Raw genomic sequence first — 22,288 nt, forward strand, 5'->3', positions numbered from 1 at the left:
TTGTTGAAAATTCAAATAAAAACAATACGATGCTGAATTTATTCAGCGAAATGAATAATCGAGAGAGACGCTATAATGCACCACACCAGTAGTGTTCACTGGAAAGGATAGCTGAAAGGAAAAGCCTATGTGTCGTTCTTTTTTGGGACTTGCTGATCTTGCCGCTAGTTGAGCTAAGCATGATATCTTATTCTTTTCATCAGGCGGACATCCACCCAATTTACTCCGAACCCTCATGTTGATAGTTGATTACACACTATTTTTAGCATGCCATTTTTATTAAGTCAATGAATATAAACACATTTTGTATTGAATAAAAATATGCATAATTATTCATTAATATGCTAATTAACCCTTGAATTAATGACTAGCAGGCGAATAACCAAGCGTTTGTGGTAAATTTCCCATCGAAATTTTTTGATGAAAAATTATAATTTCACCACTTTTTCTTCTCTCATTACTACATCACCGTGCTATTTGATCTTTAACATTGACAACCTAGTTGAACAAGCTTCTTATAGTAGCTATATGATTGACATACATCTAAGAGAGCGTCATGAGCACCTTTAGTCTTACCTCTAACAGTTTTCAAAATGCCGTGGATTCAACACCATTACCTTATGATGTTGTATCCATTCAATCACAAGTGATTTATGGCAGTGTCGGTAACAGCATCGCCGTCCCTGCACTGACAAAACAAGGGTTGCGCGTCGCGGCGGTTCCAACTGTTGTTCTTAGCAATACCCCTCATTATGCCACTTGTTATGGTGGCGAATTACCCGGTGAATGGTTTCGTGGCTATTTAAACGGCTTTGTTGAACGCGGCAGTTTAGATTCCGTTAGAGCCATTTTAACAGGCTACCTGGGCTCACCTGAGAAAGCACAAGACTTAGCTAACTGGCTAGCTCGCGTTCGTGAAACGTTCCCAAACCTGCCAGTTATTGTTGACCCTGTGATGGGCGATGAGGATAGCGGGTTTTATATTCCCCCTGAAATTGCCGAAGTTTATCGTGATCACGTTATCCCTTTAGCGACAGGGATTATTCCAAATAAATTCGAACTCATGACCTTAAGTGGCAAACACGTTGATACCTTGGATGATGCAATAGCCGCTGCACGTAGTTTATTGCAAGGGAACACACAATGGGTAATCATCACCAGTGCTTTCCAACCCGATGAAGATAATATTGAGGTCGTTTGTGTCACCAAAGGGGATGTCGCAGTGATCCGCCACAAACGTTACCCTGTCACACCAAAAGGGACGGGTGATTTGTTTGGTGCAGAACTTACAGCGCAGCTATTAGCTGGGTTATCCGTTCCTGACGCCGCAAAAATGGCCTGCTTACGCATAGAACAAGCGATTATCCACATGGCTGCTACTGGGCGCAGTGAACTCGTGTTGTAATGATCGAGTAGGCCTCATCTGAGGCCTATTGGTTTCATCACCCGACACTTTGTAAGCGCTCCCATAACGTTTGTTGTTGGTAATTTGCCCTGAATATCCCTTTTTCGACTAATTTAGGGACCACTTGTTCGAGAAATAACGTTAATGATTGTTCTGAACCACATGGCAAAGCGATAAAACCATCGCAAGCTTGTTTGTCTGTCCACCTCTCAATTTCATCAACTAAATCACTCACCGTGCCAATCACCCGCCAATGTGAAGAGCCATTGACCTCTGGAGCGGATAACAGCATTTGGATCGTAGGTTGGTGCTGGCAAATATAACGCCTTAATAACTGAGCATGCGTTTGGCTATATGGCGCTTCGGTACCTTCAGGTAGCATTTCGGGCGTGATCACGGTGTCAATTGGTAGCTGGCTTAGGTCTAAATTAATTAATGATTCTATATAACGGAATTTAGTTCGTGAGTCCGCATTGGCGTGAGTTTGTTCAAACAAACGATAAGCTTCTTCCCGACTGTCGGCTAAATAAAAACTCAAACCTGGTAATACCTTAACCGCATTAGGTTCCCGCCCTGCACTTACAACACGACGCTGAATGTCCTGATAAAATTCTATTGCACAGTCAATATCCGGTGTGGCGGCAAAAATACCATCCGCAACAGCAGCGGCAAAATCACGCCCTGCAGGTGATGCTCCCGCTTGAAAATAGGGAATAGGCTGCGAATAAGCAGGAATATTCAGTGGGCCTTCCACATTAAAATAGCGCCCTTGGTGGTTAATTTGTTGGATAGATGAACCGCTGTAGCGACTTTCACTGGATTGATATTGATCTGGTTGGCTATTGGGATGGCTTGCCCATAGAGCTTCAACAACAGCCGTAAATTCTTTGGCAATTTCATAGCGCTCCTCTGAATCCGGTAACGTTTTCAAGCCAAAATTTTGCTGACCTTTGAGCGCAGTGACAATATTCCAACCTACTCGACCATTAGTTATCCAGTTTAGAGACTGTAACTGTCTCGCAGCAATATAAGGTGGGTAAAATAAGGCCGAAATCGTGGAAACAAAACCAATGTGATTTGTTGCATGCGCAATTGATGCTATCAATAAAGATGGGTCTATTCCGCCAAAAGCTGGGGCTTGGTTTCCTTTATCGATATTCAAAAACTGGGCATCTGGTCGAAATAAAAAATCCAGTTTTGCCGCCTCTGCGCGTTTGGATAGCGCAATATAATAACTGGGATTCAGAATAGCTTCTCGTTGGTTAGGATCTTGTTTGGCACTTTGGGTACTTACCCAAGTTGGTGACAGTGATAGGCCAATACAAATCGTTTTTTGTGTTCTCACTCGCATTTTCCCTTAATGATCACTTCAATACTTGTTGTTAATGATATTGGTTATGATTATCATTAACAACAATATTTAATCTATTAATAACAGCCTGTTTTGTTTGGAAAACTGCCATGTTAAAAACATTTGTCTGCGCTATCACACTATTCTCTACCCTGAGTGTTTCAAGCATCGTTTCGGCAACCGCCCTTGTCGGCGCTGATAGCCAGTCATGGCCTAGAACCTTTACCAGTGTGGATGGTTCTATGGTCGAAATAAAAAGTAAACCAACGCGTATTTTATCCGCCTCTGTTTCAATCACTGGTACATTGCTCGCCATTGATGCGCCAGTGATAGCTAGCTCCACCACGGCAAACGGGCAATTTTTTGCACAATGGGACGCTATTGCAAAACAAAAAGGCGTTGAAAAGTTATGGTCTGCTGGCAGTGTGGACTTGGAAATGGCCTATGCTGTCGCACCTGATTTAATTGTCGTGTCCATAAATGGCGGTGATACTGTTTACCCACAAGTTTCACAACTTCAACAAATTGCACCAACGATTGTATTAGATTATGGCAAACAAGGTTGGGAGAGTCTGGCCCTGCAATTAGGGCAAGCTACAGGGCAAGAAAAAGCCGCCACCGACCTCTTAGAGGGTTTCGATAAATTTATCGAAGAAAGTAAAAGCCAATTACAGCTTCCTGATGGCGAAGCAAATATTATTGCCTATTTTGGCCCCGGAACAGTTAACCCCGTTTCGCTAAAAACTAGTCCTCACGCCATCTTACTGCAGCAACTTGGGTTTAGCATTGAAAGTGCGCCTTCTGAATGGCAGCCGAAAGATAAACCTGTCTCTGACTTTGTTTGGGCACAATATGAGCACCTGACCCAACTGAATGCGCCAACCACTTTTTTATTACGTGGAACCGATAAAGAAGCGCAAAACTTTATGGCAGACCCGATCCTCGCCAATCTCAATGCAGTCAAAAATAAGCAAGTTTATGGCCTAGGTGCAAATTCATTCCGTGTTGATTATTACAGTGCGCAAGAAATAATTAATGACATTGTTGCGCGTTTTAAAAAGCATGAGTCCTGATATGCCATTAACGCGAACTTCCCTAAAATGGCCAGTGGTTATTTGCTGCTTATTATTAGTCACTTTTTCCATTATAAGCCTTGGTGTTGGTAGCCGTTCTGTTGCTATTTCAACGACTTGGCAAGCTTTCACTCAGTTTGATAACACAAGTAGTGAACACTTGTTAGTTCGCTACCTGCGTTTTCCTAGAACCTTACTTGCGATTGTCATTGGTATTGCTCTTAGTGCCGCGGGGACACTAATGCAAGCAATAACACGTAACCCTTTAGCTGATCCGGGCCTGTTTGGCATTAACGCAGGGGCAATGGTTGCTATCGTTCTGGTTATCGCATTCACAGGTATCACCGATGTGACAATTTATATGTGGTTCGGTCTACTGGGTGCGGGTATCGCAGGCGTAATTGTGTATCTTTTAGCCGGAGTCCGCCAAGGCTTGAACCCCATTCGGATGGTGTTGTCCGGTGTTGCTCTCTCGATTGTTTTGCTCGCTATCACGCACATGGTGACCGTAAATAGTGATGAACAGGTATTTGACCAATTTCGCCACTGGGTTGTCGGTTCATTGCAAGGTCGGGGTTTTGATGTCCTTTTTCCGATCAGCGGTCTGGTTTTGATAGGTTGTGCGATTGCCTTATCCCTGACGAGAGCATTGGATGTGGTCATTTTAGGTAATGACCTAAGCCATTCTCTTGGCGCAAACCAAAACCGAGTCTGGCTTCTTTCTGCCGTAGCCATCGTATTACTCGCAGGGAGCGCAACGGCTGCCGTTGGGCCAATTAGTTTTTTGGGACTGACTGCGCCTCACTTTGCTCGCTCTCTGGTTGGTAGTGACTACCGACGTATATTGCCAATGTCAATGTTACTCGGTGCGACCATTCTGCTCATTGCCGATTGTACTGGCCGAATCATTGGCACACCTGGGGAAATCAGTGCTGGTATCATGATCTCTTTAATTGGCGGGCCTTTCTTTATTTATCTGGTTAGACGCTGGCGGATTATTACGCTATGAAAAACAAAAATAACTTCAAAACCCTGCATTTTCGCCGCTATTCTTGGGTAATTTCCACCAGAGACACGGTGATATGTGGTTTATTACTGTTGATCATAACTATGCTTTCATTTTGGGCTGTCACAACAGGCAAATTCTCTATTGCGTTACCAAACCTGATTAATATTTTAATGGGTGAAGAACAGGGCACCATCCAACAAAAAATCGTCATGGATATTCGCTTACCTAGGTTATTAACCGCTATCGGCGTCGGTGCTGCACTTGGGGTTTCCGGGGCGATATTTCAATCTATATCACGTAATGTTTTAGGTTCACCCGACGTTATTGGCTTCACAACAGGGGCTGCAACGGGCGCATTGTTACAAATTATCATTTTCAATGGCAGCGTCCCTGCCATTGCCTTTTCAACTATCTTTGGCGGATTAACCACTGCTTTAGTCGTCTATGTTTTATCCCTAAAACAGGGAAAGATGTCAGGCTATACACTGATCCTAACCGGTATTGGTGTCGGGGCAATATTGCATGCTTTTAATGCGTTATTATTAGTGAAAGGCAATATTGATAATGCCACGATTGCGAATCTGTGGCTTGCTGGCTCGTTAAATGCACGCACATGGCTACATGTTTACCCTGTTTTTATCGGCCTATTGATTTTGTTACCTTTCATTATGGTACACGCAAAATCACTCACATTAATGGAAATGGGTGATGATATGGCACAGCAACTTGGTGTCAATGTCGCACGGGTAAGATGGATGATGATTTTCAGTGCTGTCCTGCTCGCCTCATTAGCTACGGCCTGTGCAGGTCCAATTGCCTTTGTTGCCTTAGCTGCCCCTCAACTTATTGTCCGTTTAAGCCACTCAGGCCAACTGCCTATTATCGGTTCTGCCTTGATGGGCGCTGTGCTGCTAATTTGTGCAGATACCCTTTCTCAGCAACTCCCTTTTGGTTTAACCCTACCCGTTGGATTAATGACTGGGATCATTGGAGGGTTATATTTGCTTTGGTTACTAACACGCAGCTCACATCTTTAAATATTAATGATTATTATTATGTTTATGTAATGATAATCATTATATATAATAAAACTAACAATAATAAGCTACGTAATTTTATTTCTATTTCAATGGGCTATTAGGAATGGTAATAGTTCATTTTTCGTCACTGGCAAGTAGTGAATGCATCTCATCAATCGTCTTATTACATGCTCATAGCATGAAGGAAAAGATTAATGTCTGATGTTCCAGCTATTAATATAAAAAGAAAATCAATAACAACGATGGTACAAGCTGCTTTATTTAGTACCCTTTGGGTCGCTATTCCACAAGCGTATGCAGCTGATACCGAATCGACTTCGCAAAGCAATAAAAAGCGTGAAAACCACAGTGACGTATTAATTGTGACAGGGGAAAAACTGAATAAATCAATATATGACACTGGTTCCAGTGTCACTGTGTATGATTTTAAACAAATTGAAGCTATCCCCAATGCCGATGTCAATACGCTGTTGCAGATGACACCCAATATCGTTGATACCGGAAACAGCAATGCCTTACCCGCTATTCGAGGCGTGGACGGCTCAGGCCCTGCACAGGGTGCAATTGCCTTCCTTGCCGGCACGCGGCCACGAGTTAATTTTTCTGTCGATGGCCGTTCCTTTACTTACAATGAATTTGGATATGGTGCACAGTCTTTATGGGATGTTGACAGCGTTGAAATTTTCCGTGACCCACAAAGCTACATACAAGGGCGAAATGCCATTGCAGGGGCTATTTTAGTCAAAACTTTAGACCCGACATTTTATTGGGAAGGTGCAGTAAAAGGGGGCCTCGGCCAACAAGGTTTTCAACAAACTGCTGCCATGGTTTCTGGGCCGTTAATTGATGACAAACTCGCTTTTCGTTTTACGGTAGAAAAGCAAGAGCGTGAAAGTTTTACCAAAATGGATAGCTACTCCCCTGTCGGTAATCCACGTGATATTGAGTCAACCACCGTTCGTAGCAAATTATTATACGAACCCCTCGATATGCCTGAATTTAAAAGTAAATTAACATTCTCACATATGGATAGCCGTTCGCCACAAAATGAAGCTAATATGGCGAAAAATTTAGCACCAGAAGCCCCTTCTCGTTTCCGACCTGTTATCGAGCGCAAAACCACCAGCGGTATTTGGAATACCTCATGGGAAGCCAATGAAAATTTAACGTGGGAAAATACGCTAATCTATACGGGGTTCACTACCCACCGTCGAACAAAAGCACCAACACCGCGCGCAGACATTGATGCCAAAGAATTTGAATTAGAACCAATGCTGCGATTTAAAACCGATAACGACATTCTCAATGGGATCGTCGGTGTGCGCTATTTCCATGGTAAACAAGATGAGTTTGTCGATTTATTTGGTGGCAGTTACTTTGATGATAAAACAGAAACTGCTTCCGCTTATGGGTCTGTCACCTATGCAGTAGTTCCCGAAGTTGATATTACTTTATCAGGGCGATTTGAACGAGAGCAGCATACTCGTAAAGGTGGAAGCCCCGCGGTATATATCGACTTCGATGAAACCTATAACACCTTCTTACCCAAAGCCGATTTTGCATGGAAACCCGCTCAAAACCAGACGGTTGGGTTCGCAATTGGACGAGGTTATAACGGGGGTGGTGCAGGGGTAACCCTTGGAAAACCAATCGTCACCTATACATATTCCCCTGAATACGTGTGGAACTATAGTTTGTATGGTCGTAATAGCTTATTGGATAACAAGCTATCAATCATGACCAACCTGTTCTACAACGATTACAAGGATATGCAATTACCCTTTTATTTAGGGCCCAATTCGACCACGATTCGTAATGCAAAGAAAGTCGAAACCTATGGTGCTGAATTTAGCGTTGCCTATCAGCCCGTTGAGTCATTAGAACTCAATACCGGACTCGGTTTATTGCGAACCAATATTAAAGACTTTGGTAATAGTGGAATCGAAGGTAAAGAACTCGCCCGCGCCCCTAATTACACTGCAAATGTAGGTGCAAAATACCAATTAACTCCATCCATTGATATCAGTGGTAATGTGCAGTTCTCTGGTGATTACTTCTCGCAAGCTAATAACAATGAAACATCCAAAATAGACTCATTTTGGGTTGCAAACCTGCAATTAGGCTATGACTTTAAGTGGGGACGTGCGACGGTATTTGCCCAAAACCTGTTTGACTCGGATAAACGTATTTTGATCCCAGATAACAACATTGAAACCGCGATTTATCAACGCCCTAGAATGTTAGGTGCAACAATGGAACTGCGTTTCTAAAATTACTTTTAACGTCAACAAATAGAGGTGTAGGTAAAACGCACCTCTTATTTTAATAGCACAATGAAATTATATGAATAATAATAGTCGGTTACAAACCCATGCATTAACGCTCGGTTATCATGACGTCCCTATTTGCCATGATATATCATTAATAATCCCTGATAACCAAGTGACTGTCATCATTGGGCCTAATGGGTGTGGTAAATCCACTTTACTGCGCAGTTTATGCCGTTTGTTAACGCCACGCTCCGGCTATGTTTCCCTTGACCAGCAACCATTGTCAACCTATTCGACTAAAACATTAGCTCAACAAATAGCCTTGTTACCACAAACAATGCAAGCGCCATCAGGTATCACGGCCATGGACTTAGTGGCTAGAGGCCGCTTTCCTCATCAAAGCTTAATGCACCAGTGGCGCAATGAAGATAAACTCGCGGTTACTGAAGCGATGCAACTGACTGGTATTACTGAATTTGCTGATACCCCTGTCGAATCGTTGTCCGGAGGGCAACGCCAGCGCGTTTGGGTTGCGATGATCCTCGCCCAGCAAACAGAAATTATCCTGTTAGATGAGCCAACTACCTACCTTGATATTGCTTATCAAATAGAGTTACTCAATATTTTTCAGCGTTTAAACCAGCAACAAGGCCGTACTATTGTCACCGTACTGCATGACCTCAATCAGGCTTGCCGTTATGCAGACAACCTCGTGGTCATGGTAAAAGGCTCGATTGTTGCCCAAGGCAAGCCCCAAGATATCGTCAACGCTCAATTAATTAAGCAAGTATTTGATGTCAATTGTTTAATTACGCCTGACCCTATCACCCACACCCCAATGATAGTGCCTTATTAAGTCGATTTTTATGCAAAAAAAAGCCCCACCTGTAAGATGACCAATTTATTGGGTCACTTCAAGATGAGGCTTAACTGCAATGAATAACTGTTTTACCTATAATTATTCAAATTCATTCCAAGAACGGCCATCGCGAGCAATCATTGCAACAGAAGCAATTGGCCCCCAGGTTCCCGCTTGATATGGTTTTGGTGCTTCGTTATCCATTGCCCATGCATCCATGATAGAATCAACAAATTTCCATGCTTCTTCAACTTCATCACGACGTACGAATAACGCTTGGATACCACGCATTGCTTCAAGCAGTAGACGCTCATAGGCATCGGCTAGATGAGTTTGATTAAAGGTTTCAGAGAAACTTAAGTCCAATTTAGTGGTTTGCAAACGGTGTTTATGATCAAGGCCTGGAGCCTTATTCATAATTTCGATATCAATCCCTTCATCTGGCTGCAAACGGATAGTCAGTTTGTTTTGTGGTAAATCTTGATAGCTTTCAGAGAAAATATTCAGTGCAGGCTTTTTAAAGTACACAACCACTTCTGAACATTTTGCTGGTAGGCGCTTACCTGTACGTAAATAGAAAGGCACACCCGCCCAACGCCAATCGTCGATATCCACACGTAGCGCAACGAATGACTCCGTCATACTCTGCTTGTTAGCCCCCTCTTCCTCGAGGTAGCCAGGGACTTTTTTACCTTGAACAAAACCAGAGGTGTATTGCCCACGCACTGCTTTTTCACGCACATTGGTATGGTCAATACGGCGTAATGAGCGCAACACTTTGACTTTCTCATCACGAATACGGTCAGTGGTTAAATCGGCAGGTGGCGACATGGCAATCATCGTCAGAATTTGCAGTAAGTGGTTTTGAATCATATCGCGCATTTGACCTGCTTGGTCAAAATAGCCCCAACGGCCTTCAATCCCAACTTCTTCTGCAACAGTAATTTGCACATGGTCAATCGTACGATTATCCCAGTTGTTGATAAACAACGAGTTTGCAAAACGCAGCGCTAACAGGTTTAAAACTGTTTCTTTGCCTAAATAGTGGTCAATACGATAAACTTGGCTTTCGTCAAAGTATTTCGCTACTTCATTATTGATTTCTTGAGAAGATTCCAAATCAGTACCTAATGGTTTTTCCATCACGACACGGTTTGGTTTTTTGTTTAATTTTGCGTGACCAAGACCTTGGCACATTGCACCGAATGTGCTTGGTGGCATGGCAAAGTAATGAATAGCTGGGTGTGAATCTTGCTTTAGCATATCCGCTAAACGCACAAAACTGTCTGTTTCGTTAACGTCTAAATTACAGAAATCTAAGCGGGCACTGAGTTTTTCCCACAATGCTGAATCGAGTTCTTCTTTTAAGAATTTGTCTAACGCTTCTTTAACGAATTCGACATAATCAGCTTGTGTCCAATCTGCACGGCCTACGCCGATAATTCGTGTGTCAGGGTGGATGTAACCCGCCTTTTCCAACTGATATAAAGAAGGAAGCAGCTTACGACGCGCGAGATCTCCCTTGGTACCGAAAATAATTAAGTCACAAGCTTGAGCAGCATTATGTACCGCCATATTGGTTCTCCTCAATTTGCGGAATCTAAGACCTAACTAGGATAGGCCTTATTGTAATTTTGTTAAAATTAGCCCTAATTCCGCTAATGTACCCTGTTGCTAGTGCTCAGTAAATCTTCATGATACTGATCACAGTTTTTATGCTGAAAAAAGCAGCATATCATTGTTCTTAACTGCCATTATACACTTTATGTCATCCTACCCGTAAAACTAACACGAAAACTGAAAGGAGCCAGCTTCCGTAATAAAATGACAAAAAATGAGGTCAACTTACTGAGGTGAAAATTAGATACGCTTCAAAGTTTACAAAAAAGCTGCCATTTATCACCTGCATTCAGATAGCCTACTTACCGCACATAGTATATTTTCACTCTAAGTGATTGCCTCACGACAGCCAGCTTATAATGAAACATAACATAGCGTGATGGCAGAAAAATTTCTCCTTTTGATGAAATAGGCGCTTTTGCTATTATGAATATTTTAGAACAAATGAAAACCAGCCTCGATTTTTTAAGCAAATCGGAGAAAAAAGTGGCTGAAGTGATTTTAGGGATGCCACAGCGCGCTATTCATCTGAGTATCGCAACCCTTGCTCAATTAGCTGATGTCAGTGAACCTACAGTTAACCGATTTTGCCGGAAGATGGATACCAAAGGGTTTCCCGATTTCAAACTTCGCCTCGCCCAAAACTTGGCTAATGGCACCCCCTACGTTAATCGACATGTAGAAGAAACGGATACAGTAAACACCTATACACACAAAATTTTTGAATCCGCGATGGCAGGTCTTGATCATGTGAAACATACGCTTGACATCGGCGCAATTAATCGAGCTGTTGACTTACTCACCCAAGCACGAAAAATTAGTTTTTTTGGCTTCGGCGCATCCGCTGCCGTCGCTCACGATGCAATGAATAAGTTTTTTCGCTTTAATATTCCTGTCATGTATTTTGATGATATTGTCATGCAACGTATGAGCTGTATGAATAGTACTGAAGGGGACGTCATTGTGCTCATTTCCCATACTGGGAGAACAAAAGCCCTTGTTGAGATGGCTCAATTAGCCCGACAAAATGATGCAACGGTCATCGCTATCACTTCAGAAAATGCCCCTCTGGCACAAGCCGCTTCATTATCTATCATTATTGATGTCCCTGAAGATACTGATATATACATGCCGATGGTTTCTCGAATGGCGCAACTTGCTGTTGTTGATGTATTAACAACTGGATTTACGTTAAGAAGAGGTGAAAAATTTAGAGATAACTTGAAGCGTGTCAAAGAAGCCTTACGCGATTCGCGGTTTGATAACGTCTAAAGCTAAAACTGACAGGATAAAATGTCTTTCTGTGCTCATCGGACTTTAATAGTTTTACAGACCTGATAGCATTAAGAAATTTGCAGTATATAATAGCTGTGCTCGTGTCAGCATCCCTATTTGCAGTAAACAGGTTTCGAAATGGAGTGAAATGGTTTCACTCTTTTATCAACACCATTACAGGTCAACGGAGTCATACATGTCTAGACGGCTTAGAAGAACTAAAATTGTTACAACTCTTGGTCCAGCTACTGATCGTGATAATAACCTCGAAAAAATTATCAATGCAGGTGCCAATGTTGTTCGCCTTAACTTCTCCCACGGAACTCCAGAAGACCATCAGCTACGTGCTAACAAAGTGCGTGAAATTGCCGCTCGTTTAGGTCGCCATGTTGCGATCCTCGGTGATTTGCAAGGTCCTAAAATTCGTGTTTCTACGTTTAAAGACGGTAAAGTATTCTTAAATATCGGTGATAAATTCATTCTTGATGCAAACTTAGGCAAAGGTGAAGGTGACCAGCAAAAAGTCGGCATCGACTATAAAGGGTTACCTGCTGATGTCGTTCCTGGTGATATCCTGCTACTTGATGATGGGCGTGTTCAATTAAAAGTCCGTGAAGTACAAGGTTTGCAAGTCTTTACGGAAGTAACCGTTGGCGGCCAATTATCAAATAATAAAGGTATCAATAAATTAGGTGGTGGCCTTTCTGCTGAAGCGTTAACAGACAAAGATAAAGAAGATATCAAAACTGCCGCTAAAATTAATGTCGACTACTTAGCAGTTTCTTTCCCACGTTCAGGGGAAGATTTAGATTATGCGCGTCGTTTAGCGCGTGACGCAGGTTGTGAATGCCAAATCGTAGCGAAAGTTGAGCGTGCAGAAGCCGTTGCAAATGACCAAGTTATGGATGAAGTTATCCTTGCCTCTGACGTTGTTATGGTCGCTCGTGGTGACTTAGGCGTGGAAATTGGTGATCCTGAACTCGTTGCTGTCCAGAAAAAGCTAATCCGCCGTTCACGTCAATTAAACCGTGTCGTTATCACTGCAACCCAAATGATGGAGTCAATGATAACAAACCCAATGCCAACACGCGCAGAAGTCATGGATGTGGCGAATGCAGTGTTAGATGGCACGGATGCGGTGATGTTATCCGCAGAAACCGCCGCGGGTCAGTACCCAGCAGAAACCGTTGCCGCCATGGCACAAGTTTGTTTTGGCGCAGAAAAAATGCCTGGTTTAAATGTGTCTAAACACCGTTTAGATGCTGAATTTAGCAGCCCTGAAGAAGCCATCGCGATGTCAACGATGTACGCAGCTAACCATCTGAAAGGGGTAAAAGCAATTATTGCGATGACTGAATCAGGTCGTACCGCCCGTATGATGTCCCGCATCAGTTCTGGCTTACCTATTTTCGCTATGTCACGTCACGAAAAAACACTGAACCAGTGCTCATTGTATCGCGGCGTTACCCCTGTTTTCTGTAGCACACACACTGATGGTATTGAAGCTGCAGCTGAGGCCGTCACTCGCTTACGTGATAACGGCTATTTAATGAGTGGAGATATCGTCCTCGTGACCCAAGGTGACCTGATGGGTACAGTAGGAAGCACTAATACTTGCCGTATCTTAGAAGTCGAATAATCTTCCCTCTGTGTTCAACTGAGCGGAATTAGGTTATCGAACATAAAAGGCAGCGGTTATTCGCTGCCTTTATCATATCCGTATCATCAAGCTCTTGCCTTCTTCCACTTGGCAAACGCATCGCTAATTATTACGGCAATTTTATCGTAATTTTCCCAACTATTTTCAACATGATAAGTAGACGGTAAATCACTTTGTAAAACACGTTCATAATCATCGAAGTACCCACCTTCTTCTGCCCCGTAATAAAACTCAGTGAACGCATTACCTTCATCGTTTAAATCTTCACTGATAAATTTTTCATCACACATAGAAATTAAGAATTCGCGACCATCCATTTTTCGTGCTTTAACTAACTCAACTTCATCTTCCGATTCTTCAAGGTGAAACTCACCAACTAAATTATTTTGAATGATCCAAGTCAGGTAAAAACCAATGTGCGTTCCACCATTTTCAGTAGGAAGCCCTTCAGGGTAATCGCCTCCATAGTGCCAATCCATACGATCAATTGCCATTGTCTTTTACACCTTCATTATTATTTATCAACGACCATTACTATACAGGGTTAAATTCATTTAATTGATAGGAAATTTGGCATAAAACAGTGTGCTTCTGCATTTAGTTGTTTGCTAAATACAGAAGCTACCATTGCTAATGATATTGTAGATTAAACTGTAATGTGCCATTCGCTTTGCCTGTTTTCGTTGCAGATTGTGTTTGTATATAGGCGGCTTCTAAAGGAATATTATATAACCCTGCACTGCTATTTTTTTCGACTAAAGTCATCAGCTGATTCAATTTAATTGGCTCGCCTTTATATTTAACTTGAATAGCATAACCTTGCGCGGTATTGATGTCGCTTAAATCATTCAATGCAATAGCCCCTGGTGTTTGGCTCGCATCTTGTGTTCCGATAAACGTTACCCTAATTGCCGAAATAGGGTCACAATCGAGTTGTATTTGAAGATTTTTCTGACTCTCTGGACTCGTTGACCCCACGCCTGAAAAAGTTGTTTTGCTAACATTTCCAAAAGGAACATCAATATTTTTATTTTTCACTTCGCACCCGCTTGAAACTACCTTTACTGGACCCATCATGACTCGTGGCTCCGTTTTTCCATATGAATCAGACGTAATAAAACCATTGTTGTACAAAATAAGCATTGCAGCCTCAATACTGGGTAATGTTTGTGTTGTAACATTTTCACCCACTTTATAAAAATCTGCTCTTAACTGTACGGAATAGGATGCTGAAGATGAATTAACACCACAAATCATTCTATTGCTAATATTTCCATCTTTAGTATTCACGCCGTCAACATATGCATTTCCTGAACAAGGGCTTGTCACTGTGCCATGAAGCGCATAGCCTACACCTGAGCTGTTGATCTCTCTCACATAACCAACACCAGGGATTTTTATTGATGGAGCTGAAAGCCCTGTAAGATAAATTCCCACTTCTGTTCGACCTGTGACATTCCACCAAACCCACGGTGTGTAACCTCCCAAATCGACCGAATCAATAAAACTGCCAACAGGCAAAGTTCGAGGCACATAAAGTGTTTTTGCTACATCTTTTGTTCTTGTCGCAAATTCAGCTCTATATTCTGCGAAACCAGATTGTGAATATAAAAGCGCAGGAATACAGAATATTAAACCTAATTTTTTCATGATAACTCCTATTCACAAACGCGTTCTATAAACTGAATTTTGTCACTCTCTAGTGATAATAAAAGCGGCACAGTGCATTGCTGCGCTGGTTTATTCCCCCACTTCACTTTAATAAAACTTTGCTCTGGTACACCACTTAAATACACTTCACCATCATTGGCTACAATACCACTAGTCACTTGTTTATCTTTTTCAAACACGAAGACTTGAGTACCAAAAGCAATCGGATTATCTTTATTCATTAATCTTAATAAAATTCTTGCCCCGCGTTTCGCTTGGAAATTTGCTAATACAATTGCACCTTGTGTCGGAACAACTGTCGTCGTATTGATTGCAACATCATTATTTCCTGTCAATGTGGCAGTATCCACACTTACCTTATTACGTTCATAACGTGTCACTGTTGGAATAACCGCATAACCCGAGGCATCCGTATATAAAGCTTGGGAGTTATTCACTTTAAGATTGTCGATATCTTCCGCTTTAACTAATACCGCTGAGTCATAAATTGTTCGAGATGCCGTCATTCCGCCAGAATGCAGTAACAGCGCACCTGTTGCACCTAAATCTACAGAGTTATATTTAGGATCATAGTTATATCCAGCACTGTATTCTCCTGCAGAAATAATATAGTTAGCACTTATCGAATTACTGTATTCATTTCTGCTATGGTTATAACGTTGAGTAAGGTCGTATTGAAGGTTATTATCTTCTAAACGTGTGCCATTAAAGCTAAGCGAACTTGTTGAATCTCCTTTACGACTAGTATTAAAACTATAATTAACCCAATTATTTTTCTGACCAATATCAAATGGGATACTCAAATTCACCGAAAGCATTTGATCATTTGTATTAGAGTAGTCTTGCTTTATATATGAATAAGCAACACTGTAGTTCATCGCGTTGTAATTTGAACTAAAACTCATTGTCAAATTTTTATCTGAACCGCCCTTATCCCAATAATACTGTTGATAGCCATTGACGGAAAAATAGCCAACTCCATCCAATGACTGTGAAATAGACGCTTGGAATTGTTGCTTTTTCCTGCCTATATCGTAGAAGTAGTTATTTGATGAAGAAAAATCATAATAGTTTTTTGTTGAATAACGATATGAAGCTAACGAAAATGATGTACCTGTACCAGGCAGGTATTTTGAATATTGAACGCGATATGATTGCCCATCCGCTTTTGTTTTATCAATTAATGTTGTCGAGGCTTGCGTAATATCCGTTGAGATAGCGCCAATATTTCCCAAATTGATGCCAGTTCCCATTGTATAAGCTTGGTAATCAGCGGAAACTAAAAAACCACCATATATCGACATGTTATAAGGTAAACCATAAATTGCAGAAGCTTGTGCAAAATTAGGATTTCTTCGCGCATTATCAACATTATATTTACCAATATCGAGACTGTATTTTAGCGCTCCAGACCTTTGCATCATTGGCACAGCTGAAAATGGTTGAATAAAAGAACGTGTTGTACCATTTGTTTCTTCAATAGTAACGTCTAAATCACCACTATAAGATGTTGGGTAAAGGTCATTAATCGAAAACTCACCTGGCGGTACTGTCGTTTGGTAAATGACATTACCATTTTGCCTTACCGTCACAATGGCATTGGTCTGTGCAATTCCCGTTACAACAGGTGCAAAGCCCCTCTGGCTTTGTGGTAACATGCTCTCATCTGACGCTAATCTAACCCCACGAAACGGGTTGCTTTCCATTACACCATTATCAGAAGATGTTTCGCCAATCGTTAAACGGCTTTTTAATGTTCGAATATCCCGTTCTAAATAAGTTTGTAGGTTATTCCAATGGCTTTCATCCATCGTTTTACTGTATGTACTATGATTTCTTAGCCGCCATGCATTTAAATTAATGCCACTTCTCAAACCTAGAAATGAGTTATTATTGTTATCTCTGTCTTTATACCAATACTTGTTATATCTTGCTGTATAATTAACAAACGCGGCATTAATTCCGTCGTCCCATTCACTTGGTTCAACGTAACCACGGCTCGTATTCTCTAACCCAATTTGAGGAATACTTAATTGCAATTGATTAACTTCAAAATGATAGCCCAGCTTCGCCCCCGGAATAAGTGTCTCAATGTTTTTCACATATTCGTTCTCATTCATATCTGAGAATTCTTGGCTTACTGAATTTTTCACCCCCCATTCTAATAACATTTTTTTTGTCACTTCAGGGATGAGCTTTTTTATTTTATTGTCATAAACAAAGGTTATGCTCTTGTTCACAACTAAATTATTGTTTATATAGATATCGACATAGTAAGTACCTGGCAGTTGTCCACCGACTTGCGAAAGGTAGCCTAAACTATTAACGTCCGCCACTTGGCTTTCAATGCCTGTATTAATTGCATTAATATCAAATATATCTTCAGAAATAGCACTATTTGTATAAATCACCATGCTGATAGGTATAAATATTTTAGAATAGGCTAGCTTATTTTTCGCGCAGGCAACTGACATTTTTATATACTCTTACTTGTTTTTTTTCTCAATAATGGCGCCATAATCATTAATAAATTGCACCACTATAGAATTATCATTGTTCATATTTTTCTTAAGAATATAATCGTTGTTAAATGGGTAAATTAGGTTTTTGCCATTTACCACATTGCCATTCACTAATATATTTTTTATCGACAAATGGTAAGGTGTTTGATTATTAATCATAATTCCATCGGTTTTTTTTACTAAAAAAACCTTTTCGAAGTCGAATGGCTCAATATCTTTTGAACGCAAAAATAATTTAAACTGTGAGTTAATAATTATCTGTAATTCGTTTTCTATTCCACTATCCTTTGGTGGTATAGATTTGATATTCAATAAATACAGTTTTTCCTGATTAGCCCCTATTGGCTCGCCTATATATGAAATACGTGCAGAACCATTTGTGTTAGGTTCAATCCTAAATAAAGGTGGCGTCGCTATAAATGGCATTTTTCCTTCACCTTCATAGGGTGATACCCAACTTTGTATTAAAAATGGTTTTTCTTTATCACTATTATAAATTGGAATATCAATTTCACGTTTATTCTCTTCATAAACAAATCGTGTTCCCCCAACGCTAATACCTGCTGCGTAAGAAAAATTGGACATAGTGAACGTAAATAAAAATACTGAAAGTAATATTCTTTTCATAAACACAGCCTGGATTTAAGGAAAGATAGAGAGTGGCGAATACCACCCTCTAATAGTATTAATGGTATTGAATACTATAAACTGCACTGCTGTTTGCAGGACCTGCGGTTGCAGCGCCCGTTGCTTTATAACGAGCAACATAGTCTAAATCGACTGTTGCACCATCAAATTCAACTTCTTTTGAATCTTCAAACAGTTTAATTTGTGTCGTTGCATCTTTTTCAAATAAAGCGATACCCACATTTTTAGCAACGCCCGCAGCTTGGTTGATCGCAAGAATGTCACGGTCAGCCGTATCACGTGTGCCGCCAAAACGTACTGTCACTTTAGAGTTAGCTGGGCAATCAACAAGCTTAATTGTAAAATCCTTTAGTCCAGCAACTTCACCTTGTGCAGCTAAGCTTTTTGATGAAACTTTCCCAAGGTCAACATTTAAATTTTTAGAGTTGCTATCTACTGTACAAGCGATATCTGTTATTTCTCCAGTAAAATTAATTGTACCTGAAGCTAAAACGGTTGACGCAGATGTTACAGCTAAAGCCACCCCTATTACTGTTAGGGATTTTTTTAGAATACTCATAATAGTTCCTATAATATAGATCTTTAATTATTAATTATTACTTAATGAATAATTGCATTACTCATATTGGGAGTGCGGACGGAATATACCATTTACCTTTAGTTAAGTTAACAAATTGATACATTGAATTTTTTTAAATTACATCTAAAATTTTTATGTTTATTTTTATCATTCAAAAAAAGATGTATTTATTTATTTTTATCATTATCGATAAGGTAATATTTTAAAATATCACTCACCATTGAATTTTTATTCAAATACATATAAAAGCGATATTCATTGCTTTTATTTGCAATTCTCAGCTCTTTTAGTGAATTATTATTCAGCTCATCCTGTATTAGATTTTTAGGTAACCATGAATATCCAACTGAATTTTCAGTTAATTTTACCGCTATTTCAACGTTAGCTACATTAATTGTCTGAATGCTTTTCTCAACTTCACCAAAAGCAGGAAGCAGAACGATATGTGTTGTTTTTTCTAATAAATTCAGCACATTAGACTCATTACATGATTGTAATTTATGGTCTGGGCTTGTCACTAAAATAGCATCAACTTGCTCTAAATAAATTGGGTTTAAAGACTCAATTTTATGATGAGTAATGAGCAAATCATAATTTTTCAGTGATAGCACATCGGCCCTATCTAATGAAACTCTTTTAAAATCAATATCATAATCCTTTCTTAGACGTGTGAACTGTCCTATTTTTTCAAGTATTTCATCACTTTGATACAAAGAGTCCATTACAATATTAATTTTTCCATTACCATCATAATTCAATGATTTAGCCAACTCTTCTAATGAAATTGCTTTATTTGTAACCTCCCTAGATAATGCTAAAAGTTGTTCGCCCTGTTTAGTGAGTACTGCACGGCGTCTCTCTAAAGAAAATATCTCAAGTTCCAATGTTTGCTCTAATTTGCTAATCGTATAACTAATTGATGATTGTGTTCTATGCAAAATTTCAGCTGCTTGAGCAAAGCCACCATAGTCAACGACAGCTTGTAAAGTAATCCATTGATCTAATGTCGTTCGGGTTTTTTCCATAATCTCTCCAAGTATTAGCCTGAAGTTATTTTTTTAATTCCATTAAAATATAGCAATATATTTTAAATGCGTTAATAGGTATTTATACATAGAGGTTAATTAACAAACATATGTTTAGTTTTTTTTAAGTTAATTTTCTTAAAAATTAAAACATTAGTTTTTAAATGGTCAATTGTTTCTTATTTATTAACAATTAAAAAATCAAATGAAAATCAATAATATTTAATTAATTTAAAACTTAATAAATAAAAACAATAGACTTTTTATTTTTCATTTAAAATAACAAATAGAAATAAACTATTTAATTTTTATTTTAATATAATTTGTTTTTTTACTTTATCATTAAATTTCTCTTTATACGATTAAATTACCATCTATATTTAATCATAAAAATAACATAATTCTAATCATAATAGAATAAATTACCCCCCTGCATTATCATTAATAGTTAGTCTTTTTATGATAATAAATTAACATTAAATGCTTCACATTTAAAAAAACTCATATAAAAAATGAAATATAGCACAATAGTCAACGGTAGAAACCATGATCTGTGCGTGCTAATTTAATAATGTTAGCCTAAACATCCATTTTTCATCACATTTATCTCTAATTTTGAGGGTTTAGCAAAACCAGCATGTTTTTTTCCAGTCATGATGATAGATAAATATATTAGTCTTCCGCTTAACGCACTCCCTAACTGAAATTTATTTTACCTATAACCCGTATTATTGCCCTCAATCATCTGGCTTATTAAGTCGATTTTAAATGCGTGTTATAGATTAGACATAAAGGTTAGATTTCTGTTTTGTTCAAAAAATCAATGTATATGAAGAATTACATTAAATATAAATATGTAAAACATTAAACTATAACATAGATAAACTTTATCAAATCATCAAATAGATAAAGTTTACTTACTCTTTAAAAGCATTTAAAAAGGGAAATATGGTTTTTGACGTAGAAAATGAGGTTAATTTATGGAATGCAAATGACAATAAATAAAAATATTTCTTTAAATTTCAATAAATTGAGAATGAAATATTATATATGGATTATCTTCGTGAATTTTTTAATTTTAGAAGTAAGTCTAAAAATAAATATTTTAACCTAGGATTACCCTACCTTATGTTAAATTTTCATGTTAAAACTTATAAAATTATAAAAACACATTGGGCTTGAATATCATGATTCTTAGCGAAAAAAAACCACCACAGTAATGTGATGGTTTCAATTGTAACGTTTAAGTCGCACTACCGGTACAGATCCTTACGTTGATAGGGTTCTATCTCCCCTTTTTTGCGCGTTTTCAATAGTTTTAAAATCCATGTATATTGTTCAAGGCTAGGCAAGACGAGGTATTCAAGCTCTTCATTCATCCTACGTGCTATATACTCATCGTCTTTCCCATCAATGTCATCCATTGGCTCACGAATATAAATGTGTAATTGATGAGTTTTATGATCATATACTGGAAATAGCGGCACAATTTTCGCTTTGCATACTTTCATTAAACGACCAATTGCAGGAAGTGTCGCTTTGTATGTACCAAAGAAATCAACAAATTCACTGTGTTCCTCACCATGGTCTTGATCAGGAAGATAGAATCCCCAGTACCCTTGCCTCACGGATGCGATAAATGGCTTAATCCCCGCCTCTCGCGAATGGAGGCGGCCACCAAAATGATAGCGCGCTTTGTTCCAAAGATAATCTGCAACAGGATTCTTTTGATGGTGAAACATTGCGGCCATTTGCTGGCCTTTTGCCGCTAATAACATCGCAGGTGCATCGACTGCCCACCCATGTGGCACCATAAAAATCACATTACTTTGTTGTTCTTTTAACCGCTGAATGATTTCTTCATTATGCCAATGTGTACGTGCTAACGTTTTATTTGCCCCTCGTAGGCACAATTCCGCCAACATGACAAAAGACTGCGGTGCAGTTTCAAACATGCGATCAACTAAATCTTCTCTTTGCTCTTCCGTGTACTCAGGAAAGCAATAAAGTAAGTTGATCTTCGCACGACGACGAGCACTTTTGGCTATTCTGCCCACCCATTTGCCTATTTTAGCCAGCATCGGGTCACGAATTTTAACAGGTATATAAGCAAGCCCTGCAAATACAGCGGCTCCCAACCAAACACCCCAATATTTTGGCAATAAATAAGAACGATGAAATGTTGGCACATAGCCTTTTTTACTGTCTGTGTCTTTATCTTTATTCATACTGCACTCAAGTGAATAATGGCTATATTTTTATAGCTTAAAATAATGATTT

The 22,288-nt window shown here is 39.5% G+C and carries 17 protein-coding genes; 8 read left to right on the forward strand and 9 right to left on the reverse strand.

The window, feature by feature from the left end:
• The first annotated feature begins 556 nt into the window (after window positions 1-556).
• Window positions 557-1,405: a pyridoxine/pyridoxal/pyridoxamine kinase gene (pdxK, locus tag PR808_RS00945; RefSeq protein WP_272538472.1), complete on the forward strand. Its 849-nt coding sequence runs from the start codon at window positions 557-559 to the stop codon at window positions 1,403-1,405.
• A gap of 37 nt (window positions 1,406-1,442) precedes the next feature.
• On the opposite strand, the gene PR808_RS00950 is transcribed toward pdxK, so the two are convergent.
• Window positions 1,443-2,750: an NtaA/DmoA family FMN-dependent monooxygenase gene (locus PR808_RS00950; RefSeq protein WP_272538473.1), complete on the reverse strand. Its 1,308-nt coding sequence runs from the start codon at window positions 2,748-2,750 to the stop codon at window positions 1,443-1,445.
• Between the two features lie 116 nt (window positions 2,751-2,866).
• Here PR808_RS00950 and fepB point away from each other — a divergent pair, with 116 nt between their 5' ends.
• The 5 genes from fepB (at window position 2,867) to PR808_RS00975 (ending at window position 9,004) form a co-directional block, all read left to right on the forward strand.
• On the forward strand, window positions 2,867-3,829 hold the full coding sequence (gene fepB, locus PR808_RS00955) for a Fe2+-enterobactin ABC transporter substrate-binding protein (RefSeq protein ID WP_206084188.1): 963 nt from the start codon (window positions 2,867-2,869) through the stop codon (window positions 3,827-3,829).
• The gene (locus PR808_RS00960) at window positions 3,792-4,838 is read left to right on the forward strand and encodes a FecCD family ABC transporter permease (protein ID WP_272538474.1); all 1,047 of its coding nucleotides are present in this window, start codon (window positions 3,792-3,794) and stop codon (window positions 4,836-4,838) included. Before fepB ends, PR808_RS00960 begins: the two co-directional genes overlap by 38 nt.
• Window positions 4,835-5,875, forward strand: a complete 1,041-nt coding sequence (locus tag PR808_RS00965; protein ID WP_241016838.1) for a FecCD family ABC transporter permease — start codon at window positions 4,835-4,837, stop codon at window positions 5,873-5,875. The genes PR808_RS00960 and PR808_RS00965 overlap by 4 nt, the downstream gene beginning before the upstream one ends.
• 197 nt (window positions 5,876-6,072) lie before the next feature.
• Window positions 6,073-8,148, forward strand: a complete 2,076-nt coding sequence (locus PR808_RS00970) for a TonB-dependent receptor (protein ID WP_272538475.1) — start codon at window positions 6,073-6,075, stop codon at window positions 8,146-8,148.
• 73 nt (window positions 8,149-8,221) lie between these two features.
• Complete coding sequence (locus PR808_RS00975; protein WP_272538476.1) at window positions 8,222-9,004, forward strand: ABC transporter ATP-binding protein; 783 nt, start codon at window positions 8,222-8,224, stop codon at window positions 9,002-9,004.
• 102 nt (window positions 9,005-9,106) lie between these two features.
• Here the strand turns inward: PR808_RS00975 and zwf are convergent, their stop codons facing one another.
• Window positions 9,107-10,582 carry a glucose-6-phosphate dehydrogenase gene (gene zwf, locus PR808_RS00980; protein WP_206084185.1) on the reverse strand — a complete coding sequence of 492 codons (1,476 nt, stop codon included), beginning with the start codon at window positions 10,580-10,582 and terminating at the stop codon, window positions 9,107-9,109.
• A 471-nt stretch (window positions 10,583-11,053) separates the two neighbouring features.
• Here zwf and PR808_RS00985 point away from each other — a divergent pair, with 471 nt between their 5' ends.
• On the forward strand, window positions 11,054-11,899 hold the full coding sequence (locus tag PR808_RS00985) for a MurR/RpiR family transcriptional regulator (protein ID WP_206084184.1): 846 nt from the start codon (window positions 11,054-11,056) through the stop codon (window positions 11,897-11,899).
• A 199-nt stretch (window positions 11,900-12,098) separates the two neighbouring features.
• Entirely contained in the window at window positions 12,099-13,541 is a 1,443-nt protein-coding gene (pyk, locus tag PR808_RS00990; protein WP_206084183.1) for a pyruvate kinase, read from the forward strand.
• 86 nt (window positions 13,542-13,627) lie between these two features.
• On the opposite strand, the gene PR808_RS00995 is transcribed toward pyk, so the two are convergent.
• From PR808_RS00995 to lpxM, 7 genes are all read right to left on the reverse strand, one after another.
• A complete protein-coding gene (locus tag PR808_RS00995) occupies window positions 13,628-14,056 on the reverse strand; it encodes a DUF7832 domain-containing protein (RefSeq protein WP_272538477.1) in 429 nt (142 codons plus the stop codon).
• 136 nt (window positions 14,057-14,192) lie between these two features.
• A complete protein-coding gene (locus tag PR808_RS01000; protein WP_272538478.1) occupies window positions 14,193-15,212 on the reverse strand; it encodes a fimbrial protein in 1,020 nt (339 codons plus the stop codon).
• An 8-nt stretch (window positions 15,213-15,220) separates the two neighbouring features.
• Window positions 15,221-17,707, reverse strand: a complete 2,487-nt coding sequence (locus PR808_RS01005) for a fimbria/pilus outer membrane usher protein (RefSeq protein ID WP_272538479.1) — start codon at window positions 17,705-17,707, stop codon at window positions 15,221-15,223.
• 12 nt (window positions 17,708-17,719) lie between these two features.
• A complete protein-coding gene (locus PR808_RS01010) occupies window positions 17,720-18,382 on the reverse strand; it encodes a fimbrial biogenesis chaperone (protein WP_272538480.1) in 663 nt (220 codons plus the stop codon).
• Between the two features lie 58 nt (window positions 18,383-18,440).
• Window positions 18,441-18,962 carry a fimbrial protein gene (locus PR808_RS01015; RefSeq protein WP_206084178.1) on the reverse strand — a complete coding sequence of 174 codons (522 nt, stop codon included), beginning with the start codon at window positions 18,960-18,962 and terminating at the stop codon, window positions 18,441-18,443.
• 188 nt (window positions 18,963-19,150) lie between these two features.
• Complete coding sequence (locus tag PR808_RS01020) at window positions 19,151-20,008, reverse strand: LysR family transcriptional regulator (RefSeq protein WP_206084177.1); 858 nt, start codon at window positions 20,006-20,008, stop codon at window positions 19,151-19,153.
• A 1,253-nt stretch (window positions 20,009-21,261) separates the two neighbouring features.
• Window positions 21,262-22,236 (reverse strand): lauroyl-Kdo(2)-lipid IV(A) myristoyltransferase, encoded by a 975-nt coding sequence (gene lpxM, locus PR808_RS01025; protein WP_206084176.1) that lies wholly within the window; start codon window positions 22,234-22,236, stop codon window positions 21,262-21,264.
• Window positions 22,237-22,288 lie beyond the last annotated feature (52 nt).

Origin of the sequence: Providencia sp. PROV197, assembly GCF_028479625.1 — a bacterium.
Classification (GTDB): Bacteria; Pseudomonadota; Gammaproteobacteria; order Enterobacterales; family Enterobacteriaceae; genus Providencia; species Providencia vermicola.

Bases quoted from the DNA above. Each gene is read 5' to 3' on its own strand.
- pdxK (WP_272538472.1), top strand. From the start codon at position 557: ATGAGCACCTTTAGTCTTACCTCTAACAGTTTTCAAAATGCCGTGGAT.
- fepB (WP_206084188.1), top strand. From the start codon at position 2,867: ATGTTAAAAACATTTGTCTGCGCTATCACACTATTCTCTACCCTGAGT.
- PR808_RS00960 (WP_272538474.1), top strand. From the start codon at position 3,792: ATGACATTGTTGCGCGTTTTAAAAAGCATGAGTCCTGATATGCCATTA.
- PR808_RS00965 (WP_241016838.1), top strand. From the start codon at position 4,835: ATGAAAAACAAAAATAACTTCAAAACCCTGCATTTTCGCCGCTATTCT.
- PR808_RS00970 (WP_272538475.1), top strand. From the start codon at position 6,073: ATGTCTGATGTTCCAGCTATTAATATAAAAAGAAAATCAATAACAACG.
- PR808_RS00975 (WP_272538476.1), top strand. From the start codon at position 8,222: ATGAATAATAATAGTCGGTTACAAACCCATGCATTAACGCTCGGTTAT.
- zwf (WP_206084185.1), bottom strand. From the start codon at position 10,582: ATGGCGGTACATAATGCTGCTCAAGCTTGTGACTTAATTATTTTCGGT.
- PR808_RS00985 (WP_206084184.1), top strand. From the start codon at position 11,054: ATGAATATTTTAGAACAAATGAAAACCAGCCTCGATTTTTTAAGCAAA.
- pyk (WP_206084183.1), top strand. From the start codon at position 12,099: ATGTCTAGACGGCTTAGAAGAACTAAAATTGTTACAACTCTTGGTCCA.
- PR808_RS00995 (WP_272538477.1), bottom strand. From the start codon at position 14,056: ATGGCAATTGATCGTATGGATTGGCACTATGGAGGCGATTACCCTGAA.
- PR808_RS01000 (WP_272538478.1), bottom strand. From the start codon at position 15,212: ATGAAAAAATTAGGTTTAATATTCTGTATTCCTGCGCTTTTATATTCA.
- PR808_RS01005 (WP_272538479.1), bottom strand. From the start codon at position 17,707: ATGTCAGTTGCCTGCGCGAAAAATAAGCTAGCCTATTCTAAAATATTT.
- PR808_RS01010 (WP_272538480.1), bottom strand. From the start codon at position 18,382: ATGAAAAGAATATTACTTTCAGTATTTTTATTTACGTTCACTATGTCC.
- PR808_RS01015 (WP_206084178.1), bottom strand. From the start codon at position 18,962: ATGAGTATTCTAAAAAAATCCCTAACAGTAATAGGGGTGGCTTTAGCT.
- PR808_RS01020 (WP_206084177.1), bottom strand. From the start codon at position 20,008: ATGGAAAAAACCCGAACGACATTAGATCAATGGATTACTTTACAAGCT.
- lpxM (WP_206084176.1), bottom strand. From the start codon at position 22,236: ATGAATAAAGATAAAGACACAGACAGTAAAAAAGGCTATGTGCCAACA.